Source organism: Pseudoclavibacter sp. VKM Ac-2867 (genome assembly GCF_015351275.1).
GTDB lineage: Bacteria > Actinomycetota > Actinomycetes > Actinomycetales > Microbacteriaceae > Pseudoclavibacter.
Genome location: NZ_JADKSL010000002.1, coordinates 136,598 through 153,913, shown reverse-complemented (window position 1 = coordinate 153,913; position 17,316 = coordinate 136,598). Strand labels below are relative to the sequence as shown.

General features: G+C 68.7%; 17 protein-coding genes. 5 read left to right on the top strand and 12 right to left on the bottom strand.

All coding sequences use genetic code 11. The annotated features are described in order from the left end of the window. Positions 1 to 108 precede the first annotated feature (108 nt). The 5 genes from ITJ67_RS03710 to ITJ67_RS03690 form a co-directional block, all read right to left on the bottom strand. Complete coding sequence (locus tag ITJ67_RS03710) at positions 109 to 1,572, bottom strand: hypothetical protein (RefSeq protein WP_228502275.1); 1,464 nt, start codon at positions 1,570 to 1,572, stop codon at positions 109 to 111. Continuing rightward, on the bottom strand, positions 1,562 to 2,575 hold the full coding sequence (locus ITJ67_RS03705) for a hypothetical protein (RefSeq protein ID WP_194676783.1): 1,014 nt from the start codon (positions 2,573 to 2,575) through the stop codon (positions 1,562 to 1,564). Before ITJ67_RS03705 ends, ITJ67_RS03710 begins: the two co-directional genes overlap by 11 nt. A 119-nt stretch (positions 2,576 to 2,694) precedes the next feature. Continuing rightward, entirely contained in the window at positions 2,695 to 3,195 is a 501-nt protein-coding gene (locus tag ITJ67_RS03700) for a MarR family winged helix-turn-helix transcriptional regulator (protein ID WP_160071130.1), read from the bottom strand. A gap of 21 nt (positions 3,196 to 3,216) precedes the next feature. After that, positions 3,217 to 3,390: a hypothetical protein gene (locus ITJ67_RS03695; RefSeq protein ID WP_160071129.1), complete on the bottom strand. Its 174-nt coding sequence runs from the start codon at positions 3,388 to 3,390 to the stop codon at positions 3,217 to 3,219. Between the two features lie 68 nt (positions 3,391 to 3,458). Further along, complete coding sequence (locus tag ITJ67_RS03690) at positions 3,459 to 4,208, bottom strand: IclR family transcriptional regulator (RefSeq protein WP_194676782.1); 750 nt, start codon at positions 4,206 to 4,208, stop codon at positions 3,459 to 3,461. Positions 4,209 to 4,382: 174 nt separating this feature from the next. On the opposite strand from ITJ67_RS03690, the gene ITJ67_RS03685 reads away from it, so the two are divergent. Further along, positions 4,383 to 5,405: a VOC family protein gene (locus ITJ67_RS03685; protein ID WP_104239928.1), complete on the top strand. Its 1,023-nt coding sequence runs from the start codon at positions 4,383 to 4,385 to the stop codon at positions 5,403 to 5,405. 210 nt (positions 5,406 to 5,615) lie between these two features. On the opposite strand, the gene ITJ67_RS03680 is transcribed toward ITJ67_RS03685, so the two are convergent. Beyond that, complete coding sequence (locus ITJ67_RS03680; RefSeq protein ID WP_194676781.1) at positions 5,616 to 6,350, bottom strand: SDR family NAD(P)-dependent oxidoreductase; 735 nt, start codon at positions 6,348 to 6,350, stop codon at positions 5,616 to 5,618. 139 nt (positions 6,351 to 6,489) lie between these two features. Here ITJ67_RS03680 and ITJ67_RS03675 point away from each other — a divergent pair, with 139 nt between their 5' ends. Further along, a complete protein-coding gene (locus ITJ67_RS03675) occupies positions 6,490 to 6,732 on the top strand; it encodes a hypothetical protein (protein ID WP_194676780.1) in 243 nt (80 codons plus the stop codon). Between the two features lie 15 nt (positions 6,733 to 6,747). Here ITJ67_RS03675 and ITJ67_RS03670 read toward each other — a convergent pair whose 3' ends face one another. Further along, positions 6,748 to 7,530 carry an IclR family transcriptional regulator gene (locus ITJ67_RS03670; RefSeq protein WP_323741378.1) on the bottom strand — a complete coding sequence of 261 codons (783 nt, stop codon included), beginning with the start codon at positions 7,528 to 7,530 and terminating at the stop codon, positions 6,748 to 6,750. A gap of 556 nt (positions 7,531 to 8,086) precedes the next feature. Between ITJ67_RS03670 and hutH the strand changes: the two genes are divergently transcribed. Next, positions 8,087 to 9,697, top strand: a complete 1,611-nt coding sequence (hutH, locus tag ITJ67_RS03665) for a histidine ammonia-lyase (RefSeq protein ID WP_194676779.1) — start codon at positions 8,087 to 8,089, stop codon at positions 9,695 to 9,697. 168 nt (positions 9,698 to 9,865) lie between these two features. Beyond that, positions 9,866 to 10,594: a hypothetical protein gene (locus tag ITJ67_RS03660; protein ID WP_194676778.1), complete on the top strand. Its 729-nt coding sequence runs from the start codon at positions 9,866 to 9,868 to the stop codon at positions 10,592 to 10,594. A gap of 12 nt (positions 10,595 to 10,606) precedes the next feature. Here the strand turns inward: ITJ67_RS03660 and ITJ67_RS03655 are convergent, their stop codons facing one another. Next, positions 10,607 to 11,413: a nitroreductase family protein gene (locus ITJ67_RS03655; RefSeq protein ID WP_160071123.1), complete on the bottom strand. Its 807-nt coding sequence runs from the start codon at positions 11,411 to 11,413 to the stop codon at positions 10,607 to 10,609. Positions 11,414 to 11,581: 168 nt separating this feature from the next. On the opposite strand from ITJ67_RS03655, the gene ITJ67_RS03650 reads away from it, so the two are divergent. Further along, positions 11,582 to 12,451, top strand: coding sequence for a ThuA domain-containing protein (locus ITJ67_RS03650; RefSeq protein WP_194676777.1), 870 nt, complete (start codon positions 11,582 to 11,584; stop codon positions 12,449 to 12,451). 241 nt (positions 12,452 to 12,692) lie between these two features. On the opposite strand, the gene ITJ67_RS03645 is transcribed toward ITJ67_RS03650, so the two are convergent. From ITJ67_RS03645 to ITJ67_RS03630, 4 genes are all read right to left on the bottom strand, one after another. Continuing rightward, positions 12,693 to 13,031: a hypothetical protein gene (locus ITJ67_RS03645; RefSeq protein ID WP_160071121.1), complete on the bottom strand. Its 339-nt coding sequence runs from the start codon at positions 13,029 to 13,031 to the stop codon at positions 12,693 to 12,695. Beyond that, on the bottom strand, positions 13,028 to 13,792 hold the full coding sequence (locus tag ITJ67_RS03640; RefSeq protein WP_323741377.1) for a class I SAM-dependent methyltransferase: 765 nt from the start codon (positions 13,790 to 13,792) through the stop codon (positions 13,028 to 13,030). The genes ITJ67_RS03645 and ITJ67_RS03640 overlap by 4 nt, the downstream gene beginning before the upstream one ends. Further along, complete coding sequence (locus ITJ67_RS03635) at positions 13,789 to 15,090, bottom strand: type III polyketide synthase (RefSeq protein ID WP_194676776.1); 1,302 nt, start codon at positions 15,088 to 15,090, stop codon at positions 13,789 to 13,791. The genes ITJ67_RS03640 and ITJ67_RS03635 overlap by 4 nt, the downstream gene beginning before the upstream one ends. A 944-nt stretch (positions 15,091 to 16,034) precedes the next feature. Further along, positions 16,035 to 17,306 carry a M23 family metallopeptidase gene (locus ITJ67_RS03630; RefSeq protein WP_194676775.1) on the bottom strand — a complete coding sequence of 424 codons (1,272 nt, stop codon included), beginning with the start codon at positions 17,304 to 17,306 and terminating at the stop codon, positions 16,035 to 16,037. Between the last annotated feature and the right edge of the window lie 10 nt (positions 17,307 to 17,316).

Sequence of the window (17,316 nt, the reverse complement as noted above, 5' to 3'; positions counted from 1 at the left end):
CCCGCGGGATCGGCTTTGATCTGGACGTCCGAGCCGACTCCGCGGGCTCTTTCTGTGCGCTGCGCCGAACAGCATCTCCGGGCTCGCGCAAACGTCGACAAGTCTGCTCTAGTCGAGAAAGTACGCGAGCGTTTTGGCGTCCGAGTCCAGGACTTCCTCCGGTGCGACCCCAACTTCGAGCGCAAGCTCGACCGAACCGAGCAGAGCGGTTGCAATGTCTGGTGAGAGAGCATGATCCAAGAGGTCGAGATAGCCGGCCAAGCTCTCGTCAAGCCTTCGGATGAGGTCTTCGTATTCGCTGGCGAGGTGTTCCGCCAGCACCTGCTGTTCCCGGAGATAGCGCCCGATGAGGGCCGCCTCACGATTGGCAAGAGAATCGCGCACGGCCTTGTACATGATGATGCCCACGGCATTGCCGATTACTGCGCCCAGGACAGGCGCGGGTATGAGCGCCTGCCCGACGAAGGAAGACAATGCGCTGACCGCAGATTCCAGGCAGACAAGCTCCGCGTTCCCGATGAACTCGGTCTCGGAGATCTCGCCCGCGCGGAGCCGGTTGGCCTGCTCCGCGATGGCGAATCCTGCGGTCACGACCGAGCTGGCGACGGCTGCGGAGGTCTTGGTGAAGTTCGTCAGGGAATAGATGGTGAGCCCCCTGACGCCACCCTTCGCGAAACCGAGACCAGAGTCGCCCGCGATCTCGATCCAGTTCTCGCTGGTGAAGTCCCTGAGCTGCGTTCCGCCGCGTCGCTTCTCGACCACGGCCAGCACGAATGTGGCCCCACCTTCGATGGCCGCAGCCGCGAGTGTGACCTTCATCCCTTCCTGCAGGCTCGTGCCGCTCGCCTGCACGGCATCGGCGCGCTGCGTTCCATCGGTGGAGCGAAGCGACTCCTTCTCTGCGCTGAGCGTCGATTCGTACGCACCACGCTGGGCCTGGTGGTACTCCAGCTTCGATGGCTCGAGCACGTCGATGTCGACGGAGTTCTGAGAAAAGAATGCTTGGACTCGCTGCCACTCCCGGAAGGATGGGCCGTCACCGGGACCTCGGACGAGCTTGCCCGCCTCCTCGGGGCTCATCGCGTGGAGCGCCTGAATTCTCTCGAAGTGATCTGCAGGGATCTGGTACTTGGCACCGTTCTTGAGGAAGTCGGGGTACTTTTCGAGGTGGTCCGCAATTGCGCCGAGCCCAAGACGCCCGCCAGCAGCGACGAACTTCTGCTGGATGTCGATGCCATCTCGAAGGAGGTCGACAGGACCGTTGTCGTTCACCCACTGATAGGCAGCATCGGTCCCGACGATCAGACTCCGTGCATTGCCGATCCCGACTTCCGCCACTTCCGCGATGAACCCGTGCATGCCCTTGACCCCGCCACGATTGGTGGCAATGACCTCGAGGTCGATCTTCGCGATAGCAGCATCGATGCTGGACAGAGCCTCGCGGAGGTTCAGGTCCTGCTGACCAAGGGCCGCCAGAAGAGTGTCAACCCGCAATTGATTGAGATGGCTGGCCCAGGCAGCGACGGCTTGCTCCTGACTGCTCTCGATGAGCCGGCCGGCGTCACTCATCATGGCTGGCGGGCATGATCCGTGTCCCAAGTAGCGCGGCGCACGCCTTGGTGTTGTTCACCAGTGCTGCAAGCTGAGACTGCTGATCAGGTGCCAGAGTGATGAAATCGGCCGCGTAGAACTGCAGGGCGCCGCAGTACGTCTTCAAGAGCAGCTCGCGGATGGAGGCGGTGCGCTGGAGGAGATCGTCGATCTGAGCATCCATCGTTCGCACGAGCGCCGTGTTCTGCATGACAGCCTTGAGCGCCTCCTGCTTAGCCTCGCGGTTCTCGAACTTCTTCTTGGCGAACAAGGCGATGGAAGTGAGAAGCGCTGCGCCGGCGACGGTCCACCCGATGGGTCCAGCGAGAGCGAGGAGCGCGCCACCTGCTGCAGTGCCGCCCCCACCCGCGGCGAGCGCTCCACCACCGAGCCAGGCCATCGCGGCATTGGTCGCCGCAGCACCGGAGAGAGTCGAGATTGCTGTGCCTGTCGACGCAGTTCCGAAGGTCGTAGCGACCCACATCGCCGCGGTCGGTGCCACGCTTGCGACGGCCGCACCCGCCGTAATCCCCGCCCCAGCGCCCGCAGCTGATGCTCGAGCGGCTTGGAGGTCCTTATGCGCGAACTCTTCTGCCTCTAAGAATTGGGCTTTCAGGAGGTCGATCTGCTGGAAGTCCGCATCAAACGACTTCGGAGTGTTGGCGATGCTGTTCACCACAGTCTCAACGAGTTCGATGAGATCTGTCGAGCGCTCACGCTGACGAAGCAGCGAGAACCCCTTGTCGCTCATCGCTGTGAAAGCCGCGTTGTATTCGGCGATGGCGTCCTCGTAGGGATCTGACTTCGGAGCGCTCAGCTTCTCGACTGTGTCGACCGTCACGTCCTTCAGATCACCGGCTTGCTCGACCAACTGCGCCGAAGCGTGACGAGCGAACTTGCCGAGTCCCCCAAACGCTTTCGTGATGCCTTCCTTGGCTTCACCCAAGCCGTCTTTGGCTTCACTCGAACTGGTTGAGCTGTCCATTGCCACTGCCTCCCCGACGTTTCCGGTTTAGATAGGAGGCTATCGAGCACTAACGACATTTTGCGATCGAGGGACCGACGTCGTCGCTTCAGAGCAGCGGCACCCCACCCGCAGCTGCGTCAGCTGTTCGACGACTCCCCATCGACGACCGCGGTGACGCGGTCGAGGTACAGCGAGACGAGCTTCGCTTCCTGCGGGGAGAGGTCCTCGGAGAGGCTGCGGATCTGGCCGGAGACGGGGTCGATCTCGTCGGCGTCGAGGTCGGTGTCCACGGGAACGATCATCTTGCGTCGACGGTCATCGGGGTCCGGCGCCGTTCGCACAAGGCCAGACTCGGCGAGGCGCTGCACGAGCATCGTCGCCGACGCGCTCGTGACGTCGAGCCAGTCGGCCAGCTCGCCTGGGCTCGTTCGCTTCCCCTCGCCGGTGCGCTCGAGGATGAACCGCATCGCCGAGCGGTGGGTCTCGCTCAGCTCACCGGTCGCCTGGCGGCGCCGCCCGAGGCGCGCCTCCGCGCGGCGGAGCTCGTCGACCGCCTCCGAAGCCTCGTCTCCTGGAGTCGCGGAGGGGCGCTCACGCGTCGTCGAGTTCTGTTCGCGGTTCCTTGAGACGTCAGTCATCAGCTGTGGTCACCGGCCCGATCAGAGGAACGCGGAGACGGCGGCGATGAAGCCGAGGCTGAGCGTCGCGCCGATGACGGACAGGGCGAGGAACTCCTTCGGGAGCGTGCGGCGCTGGTAGGCATCCCAGTAGCGGTCCGAAGTGGAGCGCTTGGCAGACTTCTCAGAGGTGGAGGTGGGAGCGAGGGAAGTCATGTAGTTAGCCTAGCTATGTTCATCACGGGCAACAAGGTGAGAACTCCCCACCCTCACCAACGGGCCGGTCACCGACCGAGCGCACCCGATATCCCTCGCGCCGCCATCCGCACCCCGAGTGCGAACTGCGGCTCGGCGAGGCGCTCGACATGCGCGATGATCGACACCGCCGCGACGACCTCGCCGTGCGCATCCACCACCGGGGCGGCCATCGAGAACGCACCAGGCGTCATCTCCTCGACCGACCTCGAGAGTCCCGTCGCCCGGATCTCCGCGAGCCGGCGCCGAAGCGCCTTCTCCTCGGTGATCGTGTTCGGCAGGTACTGCCGCGGCTTCGACGCGACGACCTCGTCGAAGACCTCGATGGGCGAATGCGCGAGCAGCACGAGCCCAACGCCCGTCGCGTGCAGGGGCAGCCGCGTGCCGACATCCGAGATGACCCGCACCGCGTTCGGGCTCGAGATGCGCTCGAGGTACACCGCGCCGAGGCCGTCCCGCACCGCGATGTGCACGTTCTCCTCCGTCGCCTCCAGGAGATCCTCGAGATACGGCCGTGCGATGGCGCGCAAGCGCTCGACCGTCGTCCGCCGCGCCCCGAGGCGCCACAGCTTGATGCCGACCCGGTAGGTGCCCGACTCCGTCCGCTCGAGCCCACCCCACCCGGTCCAGGACGCGAGCATGCGGTGCGCCGTCGACACCGGCAGGTTCGCCGCCGCCGCGACCTGCGTGAGCGTCAGCTCCTCACGAGCCGCGAACGCGTCGACGATCGCGAACAGCTTCTGCGCCACACTGCGCTCATCACCACCGCCACCGGACATGCCGCAATGGTAGCCGCGAGCGGACCATCCACATCGATGATGCTCGGCATCATGAACTTCAGCTTCCCTGATATGTGGGTTCGGAACGAAAGTGGTGTTGTGCCCGAGACGGCACATGCAAGCCGCGGCCGATAACCGCCACAGACGCACCGCACCAGACGAAAAGGATCGACGATGATCAAACTGCTCTCCCACCTCTCGCACATCGAGATCGCGACGCCAGACGTCGAAGCCTCGGTCACGTTCTACGAGAACGAATTCGGCCTGCGCGTCGTCGCACGCGAAGACGGCAAGGTCTACCTCCGCTCGTGGGGCGACTACTACACGTACAGCCTCGTCATCGCCGAAGGCCCAGAGGCCGCCCTCAACGTCATGGGCTGGCGCACCTCCAGCGCCGAGGCGCTCGACGAGGCGGCCAAGCGCATCGAAGCCGCCGGCGTGCACGGTGAATGGGCCGACCGCAGCGTCGGCCACGGCAAGTCGTACACCTTCACCGGGCCGTACGGACACACGATGGAGCTCTACTGGGACGTCGAGAAGTACCAGGCAGACGCCGAGCACGCCTCCGTCTTCCCCGACCGCCCCGAGAAGCGCTCGAAGCACGCCGTCGGCCCCCGCCAGCTCGACCACGTCACCGTCGCCGCCTCCGACGTTCGCGGCTTCGCGAAGTGGTACAACGAGGTCCTCGGCTTCCGCATCATGGCCTACACGGTGCTCGACGACCACCCCGTCACGGTCTTCTCCGTCCTCACCACCAACGAGAAGTCGCACGACCTCGGCGTCGTCCTCGACAGCTCGTCGCGCCCCGGCCGCATCAACCACTACGCGTACTGGGTCGACACCCGCGAGGAGCTCCTCCAGGGCGCCGACGTGCTCATGGAGAACAACATCCCCATCGAGTACGGCCCCTCCATCCACGGCATCGGCGAGCAGAGCTTCCTCTACCTCCGCGACCCCAGCGGCATGCGCATCGAGGTCAACACGGGCGGATACCGCAACTACGTGCCCGACTGGGAGCCCAACGACTGGAAGCCCTCAACCGGCTCCAACAACCTCTACCGCAACGGCGCCATGCCGATCTCGATGACCGAGTCGTTCCCGCCGGACGCCGGACGCCCCACCGCGACCGAAGAGGGCATCCTCCCCGGGACCGAAGAGGCCATCCTCAACCCGTACGCAGTGCAGGGCCGCGGCTAGGTCACTCCGCTCCGGGCAGTGCCCAGCTCGTCGGCTGCTCCACCGGCGAGCTGAGCACCGCACCCGCACGATCCGCGCGGGCCCCCGCATCCACCAGGTTCCTCCTTTCCTGGTGCCGGATGCGCGGGCCCGCGTCTGTGCGCGATCTCATCTGTGCGTGCGCGTCAGCTCCGGATAGAATCTGCGTGCTCGCGTGAGCGGATGCGCGCGTCAGCGCGTCGGCAGGGCGACCCCGGTGACCTCGGCCAGCTCCGCGATGAGGCGCGCCCGGAAGTCCGCGTCACGCACACCGCCCGCCGGCTGCTGCTCGGCGCCGTGGTGCCAGTAGCCGCCCGTGACCTGCAGGCTCGGGTCGACCGCCAGACGCTCCTGCGTCTCGTGGCCGAGGTCGAAGTCATCTGGTGCCCCGGACCCGCCCATCTTCGTCGCCACCCAGCCCGGGTCGACGGAATTGGCGAGCACGCGCGGACCCCACAGCTCGGCGACGCCCGCCGAGAAGGCCGCGACGAGCAGCTTCGTGTCGGAGTAGCTCGCCGTCACGGAACCACCCGACCAGTCGAGCCCCGCGAGCTCTGCCTTGCCGTCTCGGTGCATGCTGCTGCTGAGGTAGACATGCCTGCTCGGAGTCGTCAGGAGAGCCGTGCAGAGATACGGCGCGACCACGTTGACGGGCAGCAGGCTCGGCCCCGTCAGCACTCCGGCGTTGTGGATCACCGCGTCGATTGCCCGCCCCTCGTTGAGCTCGTCCGTCGCGTCGAGCACCGCGTCGCGGTCGGACAGGTCGGCGACCACGAGGTCCGCACCGCGGTCGATGAGCGCCGAGACTGCCTCCGCCCGAGCCGCGCTCCGCGCGTGCACGATGACCTCGTGCCCCTGGTCGAGGAGCGACTCCGCAGTCGCGTATCCGAGGCCGTCCGTTGAACCGGTGATGAGGATGCGTGTCATCGCCCCATCCTCACACCCCGACTGCTCTGCACGCTCAAACTCCCTCGTGGCACGGCGCAGGAGGTATATTCACTGGCAACTGACACGGTCGACTCCGTCGCCGTGACCCCATTCGCTTCCCTGGCCTGAAGAGACGAACATGACGCGACAAGAAGTTCTCGCCCTCGGATACCTCATCGCGGGACTCGCGCTCGGCGTGATCGCCGTCATCGCAGACCTCATGGGCGGACCCGCCTACCTGCACGCCCTCACCTGGGTCGGCGGATTCGCCGGCGGCTACGGCCTCATCACGATCATCAAGAGCGCGCGACAGCGCAAACGGCACCCGCTCGGCACCAGAGACTACGAGCCGGACACCAGCAACCCGCCGCACCTCCTCTGAGCCTCTGGGGCGGGCCTACCCGCCGAAGATGCGGCGGGTGATCTCGGCCGCGGACCTCTCGAGGAGCAGCCGCAGCCGCGGCTCATCCTGGGGGCGATCCTCCGACCAGGTGACCGCGATCGCAGCCGCCGGCCACCCAGTGTGGTCGAGCACTGGCATCCCCACCGAGCGCATCCCCGCCGACACCTCGCCGTTCTCCGACGCCAGCGCCCCGCTCCGGACCCCATCGAGTACCGCCCGCAGCTCACGCGGAGTCCTCGGGCCGCGACCCGTGCGATCCGCGAACGAAGACGCATCCGGGAACAGCGCACGCACCTGCTTCTGCGGCAGGGCCGCGAGCATCGCGCGACCGGATGCGGTGAGGTGCGCCGGCAGACGCACCCCCACGTCGGCGACCAGAACCGGCCGACGCGGTGCGCGCTCGTCGACGATGTAAAGCACATCCCGGCCGCTCATCACCGCAAGGTGCGCGCTCTCCCCCACCTGGTCGACGAGGTCGGCGACCACCTGGTGGCCGACGCGCGCGAGCGGCTCCTGCCGCGCGTATCCGCCAGCCAACTCGAACGCGGCCGTCCCGAGACCCCAGCGACGCTCGCCGCGCAGATGCACGACGAAGCGGTGCTCGAGCAGCGTCGTCAGCAGGTGGTAGACGCTCGAGCGCGGGATGCCGAGCTGCGTCGCGATCGTGCTCGCCGCAACCGGCCCCCGCTGGCGACTCAAGAAGCTGAGGATGGCGAGCGTCTGGTCGGCCGCCGGCACCTGGGCGCGGCCAGCAGCCTTGCCGTCGGCTTCCGTCACGAGCTCACCCCGGCAATGCCCTCGAGCGGCCTCGACCTGGCCGCGCGCGTGACCAACATGAGTGCAAAAAACGGCCCGAACCGCGCCAAAAGCCCTCGGACGGCAGATATTGCACGCAAGTTGGTCAGGCGCGCAGGCGACTTCGCCGGGCCCGCCGCGTCGGTGGCGCACGACTCCCGGGCAGCCGTGACCAACGTGAGTGATAAAACCGACCCGAACCGCAGCAAACGGCCTCGAGTAGCGGGTATCTCACGCAAGTTGGTCAGGCGCGCGGGCGACTCCGTCGAGTCCGCCGGATCCGCCGCGTCCGTGGCAGCCGCCGGGGCCGGCGGGTCCGACTCCCGGGCGCGCGTGACCAACATCAGTGATGAAAGCGGCCCGAACCGCGCTACGGGGCCTCGAGTGGCGGTTATCTCACTCATGTTGGACACCGGGGCGACCGTCAGCAGCGCACGCGCGAGCTGGCCGGCCAGCGCGGGCACTCTGTCTGAGATCACAGACACTGAGTGTCCTCCCCGCGCTGACAATGCGCAACGGGTGGGGTGGAATCGAGGTCATGAGCACACCCGCATCCGCCGCCGGCCGCACCTCGTCCAGCCCCGCCGAACCCGGCTCAGGCCAGGCCGCATCGATCGGGCCCGTCACTCTCGGTCTTCGCCCGCTCGAGCCTGCGGAGGTCGTCGCTGTCGCAAGGCATGGCGCGCACGTCGACGTCGCACCGGCCGCACTCGCCGAGGTGGCGCGCACCCGCGACCTCATCGAACGCCTCGCCGACGACCCGAACCCGCACTACGGCATCTCGACGGGCTTCGGCGCGCTCGCGACGAAGTTCATCGCGCCCGAGCGGCGCGTGCAGCTGCAGGCGAGCCTCGTCCGCTCGCACGCGGCTGGTACTGGGCCGGAGGTGGAACGCGAGGTGGTCCGGGCGCTGCAGCTGCTGCGCCTGCAGACCCTCGCGACGGGGCGAACCGGCGTGCGCCCCGTGGTCGTTGAGACCTACGCGGCCATGCTCAACGCGGGCATCACCCCGATCGTGCGGGAGTACGGTTCGCTCGGCTGCTCGGGTGACCTCGCCCCGCTGTCTCACCTGGCCCTCGCCGCGACCGGCGAGGGCACCGTGCGCGACGCGAGCGGCACCGAAGTTGATGCGAGTGCGGCACTAGTGGCCGCCGGCATCGAGCCGCTTGTCCTCCGCGAGAAGGAGGGCCTCGCGCTCATCAACGGCACCGACGGGATGCTAGGGATGCTGCTGCTCGCGATCCACGACATCCGGATGCTGCTCACGACGGCCGACCTGGCCGCCGCGATGTCGGTCGAGAGCCAGTTCGCGACCGATGCTGTCTTCGCCGCCGATCTGCAGGCCCTGCGCCCGCAGCTCGGCCAGGGCGAGTCCGCCGCGAACCTGCGTCGATTCCTCGCCGGATCCCCCATCGTCGCCAGCCACCGCGGGCCTGAGGACGGCCGCGTGCAGGACGCCTACTCGCTGCGCTGCTCCCCCCAGGTGCACGGGGCCGCCCGCGACACGCTGGCGCACGCGGCGATGATCGCCGAGCGTGAGCTCGCATCCGCCGTCGACAACCCAGTCGTGACGCTGGATGGTCGGGTCGCGTCGAACGGCAACTTCCACGGGGCGCCCGTCGCATACGTCCTCGACTTCCTGGCCATCGCGGTCGCCGACGTGGCCAGCATCTCCGAACGCCGCACCGACCGCGCCCTCGACCCGTCCCGCAACCGCGGGCTCCCGCCGTTCCTCGCGCACGAGGTCGGCGTCGACTCGGGCCTCATGATCGCGCAGTACGCGGCCGCGGGCATCGTCTCGGAGCTCAAGCGGCTCGCGGTGCCCGCATCCGTCGACTCGATCCCGTCATCGGCCATGCAGGAGGACCACGTCTCGATGGGCTGGGCTGCAGCGCGCAAGCTGCGCCGCGCCGTCGACGGGCTCGGGCGCGTGCTCGCCATCGAGGTGCTCACCGGATCCCGCGCGCTCGAGCTCCGCGCTCCCCTCGAGCCTGGCCGGGCAACCAGCGCCGTCCTGGGCCTCGTCTCCGCCGTCTCCGATGGAGCCGGTCCCGACCGTTTCCTGAGCCCCGAGATGGAGGCCGTCGCCGAGCTCGTGCTCTCGGGAGAGGTGGCGCGGACAGCCCTCGCGAACTCCACCGCCAGCTGACGCGCGACGCGGCGAGCACGGCTGGCCCGCCGGATCCAGATGCAGCTCCCACATGACTTCCGGAGAGTTCTCGCTCACAATCGAAGCGGAAGCCGCATTCCTTCCTGCCTCCCCTCGGCTCCATTCCCTCCCCGTGGCACCTCGCCGCCCCCACTCGAGAGGTCCTCCATGTCGCACCCGAACCATTCATCTCGCCGACCCGAGCTCTCGCGCAGAGCGCTCGTCACGGGCGCGGCCTGGTCAGTGCCGCTCATCGCCGTCGCATCCGCCGCCCCGGTCGCTGCTGCGTCTGGCGTGTGCACGCAGGACGCGCAACTCAGCTGGCAGAACACCTTCACCGCCACGGATACGAGCAACGGCGTCGGCACCTTCACGACGCCGACGGGCGAGGTCGTCACGTACACCGTCACCGTCGCCCCTGGGCCGAACATCGAGGTTCCCGCGACCTCCGACAACCTCAACACGACCGGTGACGGCATCTTCCTCGGCGACCGACAGACGGTGGCCGCAGCAAACAAGGAGTTCGACGCCGCCTACACGCAGACGACGACGATCACCTTCGACCGACCCCTCGCGAACATCCGCTTCCGCGTCTTCGACGTCGACGGGAGCGACTTCTACCGCGAGCACCTCCGCGTCGTCGGACTTCCGGGAGCGGTCGCGACCCCCGGGAACAGGGTCGAACTGGAGCCCGTATCCAACACCTACCGTCCGACGGCCGACCTGCCGATCGGGCCGGTCGTGGCGGGTTCCGTCACCTACTCGTCGACCGGCTCGACCGACTCCTTCATCGTCGAGCTGACGACACCACGAACCGCGGTGCCGCCGCAGGGCGTCCTGAGCCACGGGGTGCGGATGACGAACCTCACGTACACGACGGCCTGCCCCGCCGTGTAGTCCAGCCGTCGCCTACGTCGTCGGCGCGGCCTCGTCCCAGCCCTGCTGCGGCGTCTCGCACGTGTCGCGGAACACGTACTGCGAGGGCAGCTTGCGCTGGTGCGACGACCAGTCGATGGCGGGGCGGCGCTGCTCCTTGGGGAGGTAGCCGAGGCGGTACACGGCCATGAGCTCGAACTCGTCCGGCACCTTGAGGAGGTCGACGATCTTGTCCCACTGCCCCGGCACCTCCATGGGGAACGACACGAATTGGATGCCCATCCCGATCTCACCTGTGGTGAGCCAGATGTTCTCCATGGCCGCCCCCATGCTGAACACCGAGTAGAACGAGGACAACTCCCCGGGCCGATACTCGGCGCGGTCGAGCATCACGCCGAGCAGCAGCGGTGAGCCCGCGACGAGCTTGCGGTTCTCCTCGCCGAGCGTGTTGGGGACGCGCAGCGAGTTCATGAGGAACTGCCCGCGCTTCGTGAACACCTGGCTCGTGAAGGGCCGGAGCGGCGCGGGGAGCTTGTCGAACAGCATCCCGTCTCGCCGCTGCTCCATCTCCTGTTTGCTGAAGCGGAAGTACGGCTTGTACCGCTCGAAGAACGTGCCGTTGCTCATGGCCGTCGTCATGCTCTCGCCGCTGATGCTGGCGATCTCCTCGATCGTCTCGCGCGCCTCGACGACAACGAACCGCCACGGCTGGCTGTTGAGCTGCGATGGGGCACGACCGGCGACCTCCATGAGGAGGCGCTGATGCTCCTCGCTGACGGGGTCGGGGAGGAACGGGCCGTTGGTGGTCTTGCGGCGCCGCAGGACGTCGAGGAATTCCATGCGCTGAGTCTGGCGCATCCGCCTGAAACGTATGCCCGAGCCTTCGGGTGGACCTCGGGGCTCAAAAGTCCAGACCCTCAGCCTGATGCTGGCGATCCGAACTCCTTATGTGCGATTTCGACAGAAGCGTGGAAGCCTGGCCTGAACACCCGGCTCAAAGGAGAACCAGTGACCAGTCCCCTCAACGTGCTCATCCTCTCGGGACACATGACGTCCGAGCATGACAACGAGTTCCGCAGCTTCCGCCAGCACAACCAATGGCTGACGACACTCCTCGAAGACACGGGGCGGTTCAAGGTGCGCGTCACCGAGGACCCCCGCGGTCTCACCTCCGAGATCATCGGCAAGTACGACGCGCTGCTCATCGTGTTCGAAGGTCGCGACGGCTACCACGACCAGGGCACCGGATTCGGTCCGGAGACGGACGCGGCGATCCTGAAGTTCGTGCACGACGACGGCAAGGGCATCGTCTGGTTCCACGGCTCTGCCGTGCAGGAAGACGACTGGGGGTACCCGGAGGAGTACAACGTCATGCGCGGCTCGAAGCTCAGCGTGCCAACCGGCATCCGCCCCCGCCCCTGGGGTGAGGCGCAGCTGCGCACGACCGAACCCCGCCACGCCATCACCGACGGCATCAACGACACCTGGACGGTCACGGGCGACGACATCCTCGTCGGCGTCGAACTGTACGAGGGCGCGCGGGTTCTTCTCACGACCTTCGACGACCTCGAGTCCTACGAGAAGGCGCCCATGTGGCCCATGCCCCACTACCCCGTCGCGATTCCGCCGGAGGGCATCACCGCGCTGCCCGGAATCAACACGGAGCAGCCCCTTGCCTGGATCAACGAGTACGGCACTGGCCGCTCGTTCACGATCACGATCGGGCACGACATCGACACGTTCCGCCGCATCGAGTTCATCCGCATGTTCCCGCGCGGCGTCGAGTGGGCAGCGACCGGCGAGGTGACCCTCACCGGACCGGACCGCCGCGGTGACCGCCGCATCAACCCGTGGCCGTACTACAACGGCGAAGGCTGAGGCGCTTCGGCGCCAGATGTGTCGCCGCGCGGTCTGGCGGCCCCACCTACATCGCAGTCACCCGCGCCTGAGCCCGCGCCCGCAAGATCGCTGCCAGTCGAATACCCGTCCAGCGCTCATCCTGGAAGGCAATTCGACTGGCAGCGATTGACCGGTCGGGGCGCTGGCGGGCAGGGCGGCAGGGCAGGGCAGCAACGCGGCAGCGGTGGGGCCGGGCGGCAACCCGGCAGGGCTGGACTTCTCAGCGGCGAGCGGATGCTCGCACCGCGAGCGCGTAGAAGGGTGCGGCCGCGAGCGCGATGGCGGGGTGGCGTCGGGAGTGGGTGCCGGCGTACGGGATCGCGGCGAGCGGGAGCGCAGTCGGCAGCAGCAGCGTGCCGGCGCGGCGGCGATGCTCGTCGCGGCTCGTGAGCAGCGCGACGCCGGCGGCGAGCGTGAGCCCCGACGTGCAGATGTAGAGGGCGTGGTGGATCCAATGCCAGCGGCCGGTTCGCACGACACCCGTCGCGACGCTCACGCCGAGGGCGCAGTTCGCGGCGTAGCTGGTTGTCGCGGCGACCAGCAGCGGGGGCACGTTCACGTCGCCGACGGTACACCGGCGGGCTGAGGCGAGCCCTGCGGCGTGAGCGTCTGGTCTCGGGTCAGCAGCAGCCGGTAGGGGAACTCGCGCCGCACCGTCCATCCGTCCGGCGCGACCGCTCGGAGCTCGGGCGCCGTGTAGCTGCGACGGATGGAGAGCGTCCCGTCGAAGTGCACGAACGACCCGCGGTCGAGGGGCTTCGTCGCGGCGCCGAACGCGGTGAGCGCGATGCGTCCACGCTCGATGTCGCTGTGCAGGGTAAGCGGGGCGAGGGCCGCGCTGTCGGCGAGGAGGCCGGTGAGCGCATCCGGGTCGAGGTGGTGCAGGAGGTGGTTGGACGTGACGATGTCGTAGGACTCCCCCGCGGCGACGAGATCGCTGCTGGACGCCGCCCGGAAGTCGACGCCGCTCCCCGTGAGGCCGCGCGTCTCGACGAACTCGTGCGCTCGCTCGTCGGGGTCGATGGCGGTCACCTCGAGGCGCAGCCCGTCGTGCGCGGCCCACCGGGCGAGTGCCAGTGGAATGTCGCCGCCCCCGAAGCCGATGTCCAGCAACCTGGATGTGCGCTTCCGGTCGAGCACGGGCCGCACGTCGCGCAAGTACACGCGCCGCCAGCCCGCGACGAGGGCGTTCACGGCGCGGAACTGCCGGTACGTCGCGAAGAGGCGATCGCGGTCGCAATCGGGGTCGTCCATGAGCTCGAGCGACGTCGTATCGCGCGGGAGGGCGAACGCCGAGGCGACCGCGCGGAGTGCGGTCACGCGCGCACCCGCGTGAATCGTCCGACCTCGACCGTGAGGCCGGGACCGAACGCCATCGCGCAGAGCGCCTCGCCGCGGTCGCGACCGCTGGGGTTCTCGACGCTCGGATCGCCGACGCTCGGGGCCCCGACGCTCGGGGCGCCCATGGTCGGATCGCCGGCGCTCGGGCCGCCGACACTCGGGCCGCCAACGGTCAGGGCGCCGACCGCCGGGGCACCGGAGCCTGGGCCGTCAACGCCCTGGCCGTCGATGCTCAACTCGCCGCCGCTGATGCCGCGCCTCGAGTCATCGGCGTTCCCGCTGAGCAGCCGTTCGAGGATGAACAGCACCGTCGCGCTCGACATGTTGCCGTGGTCGCGCAGCACGCCTCGTGACGGCGCGAGCTGCTCCTCGGTGAGCCCGAGGGCCTGCTCGACCTTGTCGAGGATGCTCCGCCCGCCCGGGTGGATCGCCCACAGCGGTGTCTCGGCGGGCACGGTCGGCGCGAGCAGCGGAGCGACGACGTCTTCGATCGACGCCCCGATGATGCTCGGCACGTACCCCGAGAGGCGCATACGGAACCCGCTGTCGCCGATGGTCCACGCCATCTCCGACTCGCCCTCGTCGGTGATGGTGCTCGCGAGGGCGTCGATGGTCAGGATGCGTGTGCCGGCCGGGGCGGGACGTGCCGTCACGAGGGCTGCCGCAGCCCCGTCTGCGAAGACCGAGGTGGCGACGATCTGCTCCGGGTCGTTCGAGCTCGTCAAGTGGATGGTGCACAGCTCGACGCACACGATGAGCACGACCGCGTTCGGGTCGGCTCTGGCGAAGGCATACGCTGCACGCAGCGCCGGGAAGGCGCCGTAGCAGCCCATGAAACCGAGGTGGAAGCGCTGCACGCGGGGCGACAGGCCGAGGCCGCGCACGAGTTCGTAGTCGGGGCCGGGCGCGTAGAAGCCCGTGCAGGAGACGGTGACGACGTGCGTGATGTCGCCGGTCTCGAGGCCGCTGCCCTCGAGTGCGGCGCGGGCGGCCCCGAGCAGCAGCTCGGGCACGCGCTCGGCGTAGACCGCATTGCGGGCGCCGGTGGAGGCGTCCAGCACTAGGCCATCGGCGACGAGCGCCGAGTCGGTACCGCCGGCCAGCGCATCCACGACCGTGTGCCTCGTCTCGATCGCGGAGCCATCGAAGGCCGCGCCGATGAGGCGCGCGCCGAGGCGGTTGATGCCGGGCTGGGCCGCGAAGAGGTCACGGGCCTTCGTCTGGGGCAGCTCGGTCGGGGGGACGGCGGTGCCGATGCTGCGGATGTGCACGCTCACGGCACGACCGTACGCCCCGCATCCTGAGAGCCCCCGCGAGTCGCCGCTCACGCAGAAGACCAGGCGAACCGGAGCCCATCACTGCCCGATGAACTCCCCTCGACGCGAGGCCCCGGAAGGCGAATCGCCGGGCAGCGATCACGCCATGAGGGGCGCGGGGAGGCCCGGGCGAGCCCCAATGAGTGGTGTCACTTCGTGCGGGGTTTCGGCAACGGTGATGGGTTTTGCGGATGCGCGTGCGGGGTTTCGGTGAACGGTGATGAGTAAGAACCCATCACGCTTGCGAAAAGCCCGCATGGCGCGGTCGACGGGGACCGGCACTGCACCTGGGCCAGTTGAGATGGCGCCATCGCGCGAGGCGCGGTCCCAGCATCGTCTCACCCACACCGGAACACAGGGCGCGCCGACCTTGCGAAACGACACCACGCCACGTGATGTGACCACGGAGGCAGAGACGCAGAGCGGGTCTCGGCAATCGCTGCCCGCCGAATACCCCTCTGCGCGGCAGCACAGGGGACGAAACGCCGGGCAGCGATCCCGGCGGAGGGAGGCGGCGGGAAGCGGGAAGAGGGGTGCGGCGGCGGGGAGGGGGAGACGGCCGGGGCGGGGAGGGGAGGCGGCGAAGAAGCGGAGAGAAGCGGCGGGGAGGCAGAGACGCAGAGCGGACCTCAGCAATCGCTGCCCGCCGAATACCCCTCTGCGCGGCACCCCAGGGGGCGAAACGCCGGGCAGCGATCCCGGCGGAGGGAGCCGGCGGGGGCGAAACGCCGGGCAGCGATCCCGGCGGAGGGAGCCGGCGGGGGCGAAACGCCGGGCAGCGATCCCCGTGGCGGGCGGCGGCGTGAGCGGGGCGCGGGCGGCGGCGGGAGCGGGGCGCGGGCGGCGGCGGGAGCGGGGCGGGGCGGGGCGGCGGGGCAGGGCAGGGGCAGGGGCGGGGGCGCGCTCTACGCGCCGGGGTAGGTCATGAGGTCGCCGGTGAGCGGCACCTGGTTGGTGCGCTCCCCGGCGTTCGCTTTGTCGACCTTGTAGGCCTTGCCCTGTTCGCCGGCGTCGAGCGCGGCCTGCGAGGTGACCTGGCCGTCGAGCGTGAACGTGTCGAAGACGAAGGGCAGCCCGTTGGAGGCGAGGGGGTTCGGGGAGTCCATGATGTGGAAGTGGAGGTGCGGGGCGTCGCTGTTCCCGCTGTTCCCGAGCAGGCCGAGGCGGTCGCCGCGGGCGAGCTGCTGACCGACCTGGATCTCGAAGGGGTTACCGGTCTTGAGGTGGGCGTAGAACGCGTAGTTGCCGCCGCCGATGTCCTGCACGACGTAGTTGCCGCCGTATTCGTCGAGGGTGAGGGTCGGGCCGGGGGCTGTGCCGGCTTTCTGCTCGGCGCGGTCGCTCGTGATGGCGACGATGGGGCCGTCGGCGACGGCGATGACGTTCTCGCCGAAGCCGGGGTAGTTGCGCGGGTTGTCACGCGAATCTTCGTAGAGCTGCATGGTGGGGGTGAGCTTGACGTAGTCGATGGCCCAGCGTTCTGGCGCCCAGTAGGCGCCGTTGATGGGGCTGACGGCGCCGCGGTGGGCGGTGAGGCCGCAGCAGCCGTTGGCGTCGAGCCAGCCGCTGCCGGTGAGGGGCGGGCCGATGACGGCGACCTCGCGCTTGTCGACGGCGACGGCCTGCGTGGTCTCGGCGATGGTCTTCTCGTACAGCGGCGGTTGCGCCTTCGGCATCTCGACGGTGACGGTGTGGTCGATGAGGTCGGGCACGTCGGCATCGGATGCGATGGTCGCGTCCATCCACACGGTCGCGTTCTGACCAGGCCCGAGCTCGACGCCGCCTCCGTCGGTGGTGCCGGCGACCCGCATCACGTCGTCGAGGTCGTCACCCTCGAGCTCCTGCAGCACCGTTCCGCCGCTGCTCGCCTCGACTCCCTGGATCTTCACCTTGGAGGGCGACCCGTTGGTGAGCTGCAGCTCGTAGGCGAGGTGGATGCGCTCATTCGTTCCGAGCACGGGGATGGGTGCAGCGAGGGCGGACACGACGACGGGCGTGAACTGCTCGCCGCTCGCCGCCGGAGGTGCGGCGGCTGATGGGGTCTCGGTGACCGAGGGAGGCGCATCCGCCCCGATCGTGAGGGCTGGGCTCGCCGAGCAGGCGCTCAGCGAGGCGAGCGCAGCCGCCGCGAGGACCGCTGCGAAGACGCGCGCGCCCCTTGCGGTGATGCCGGTCATGGGCTGAGTT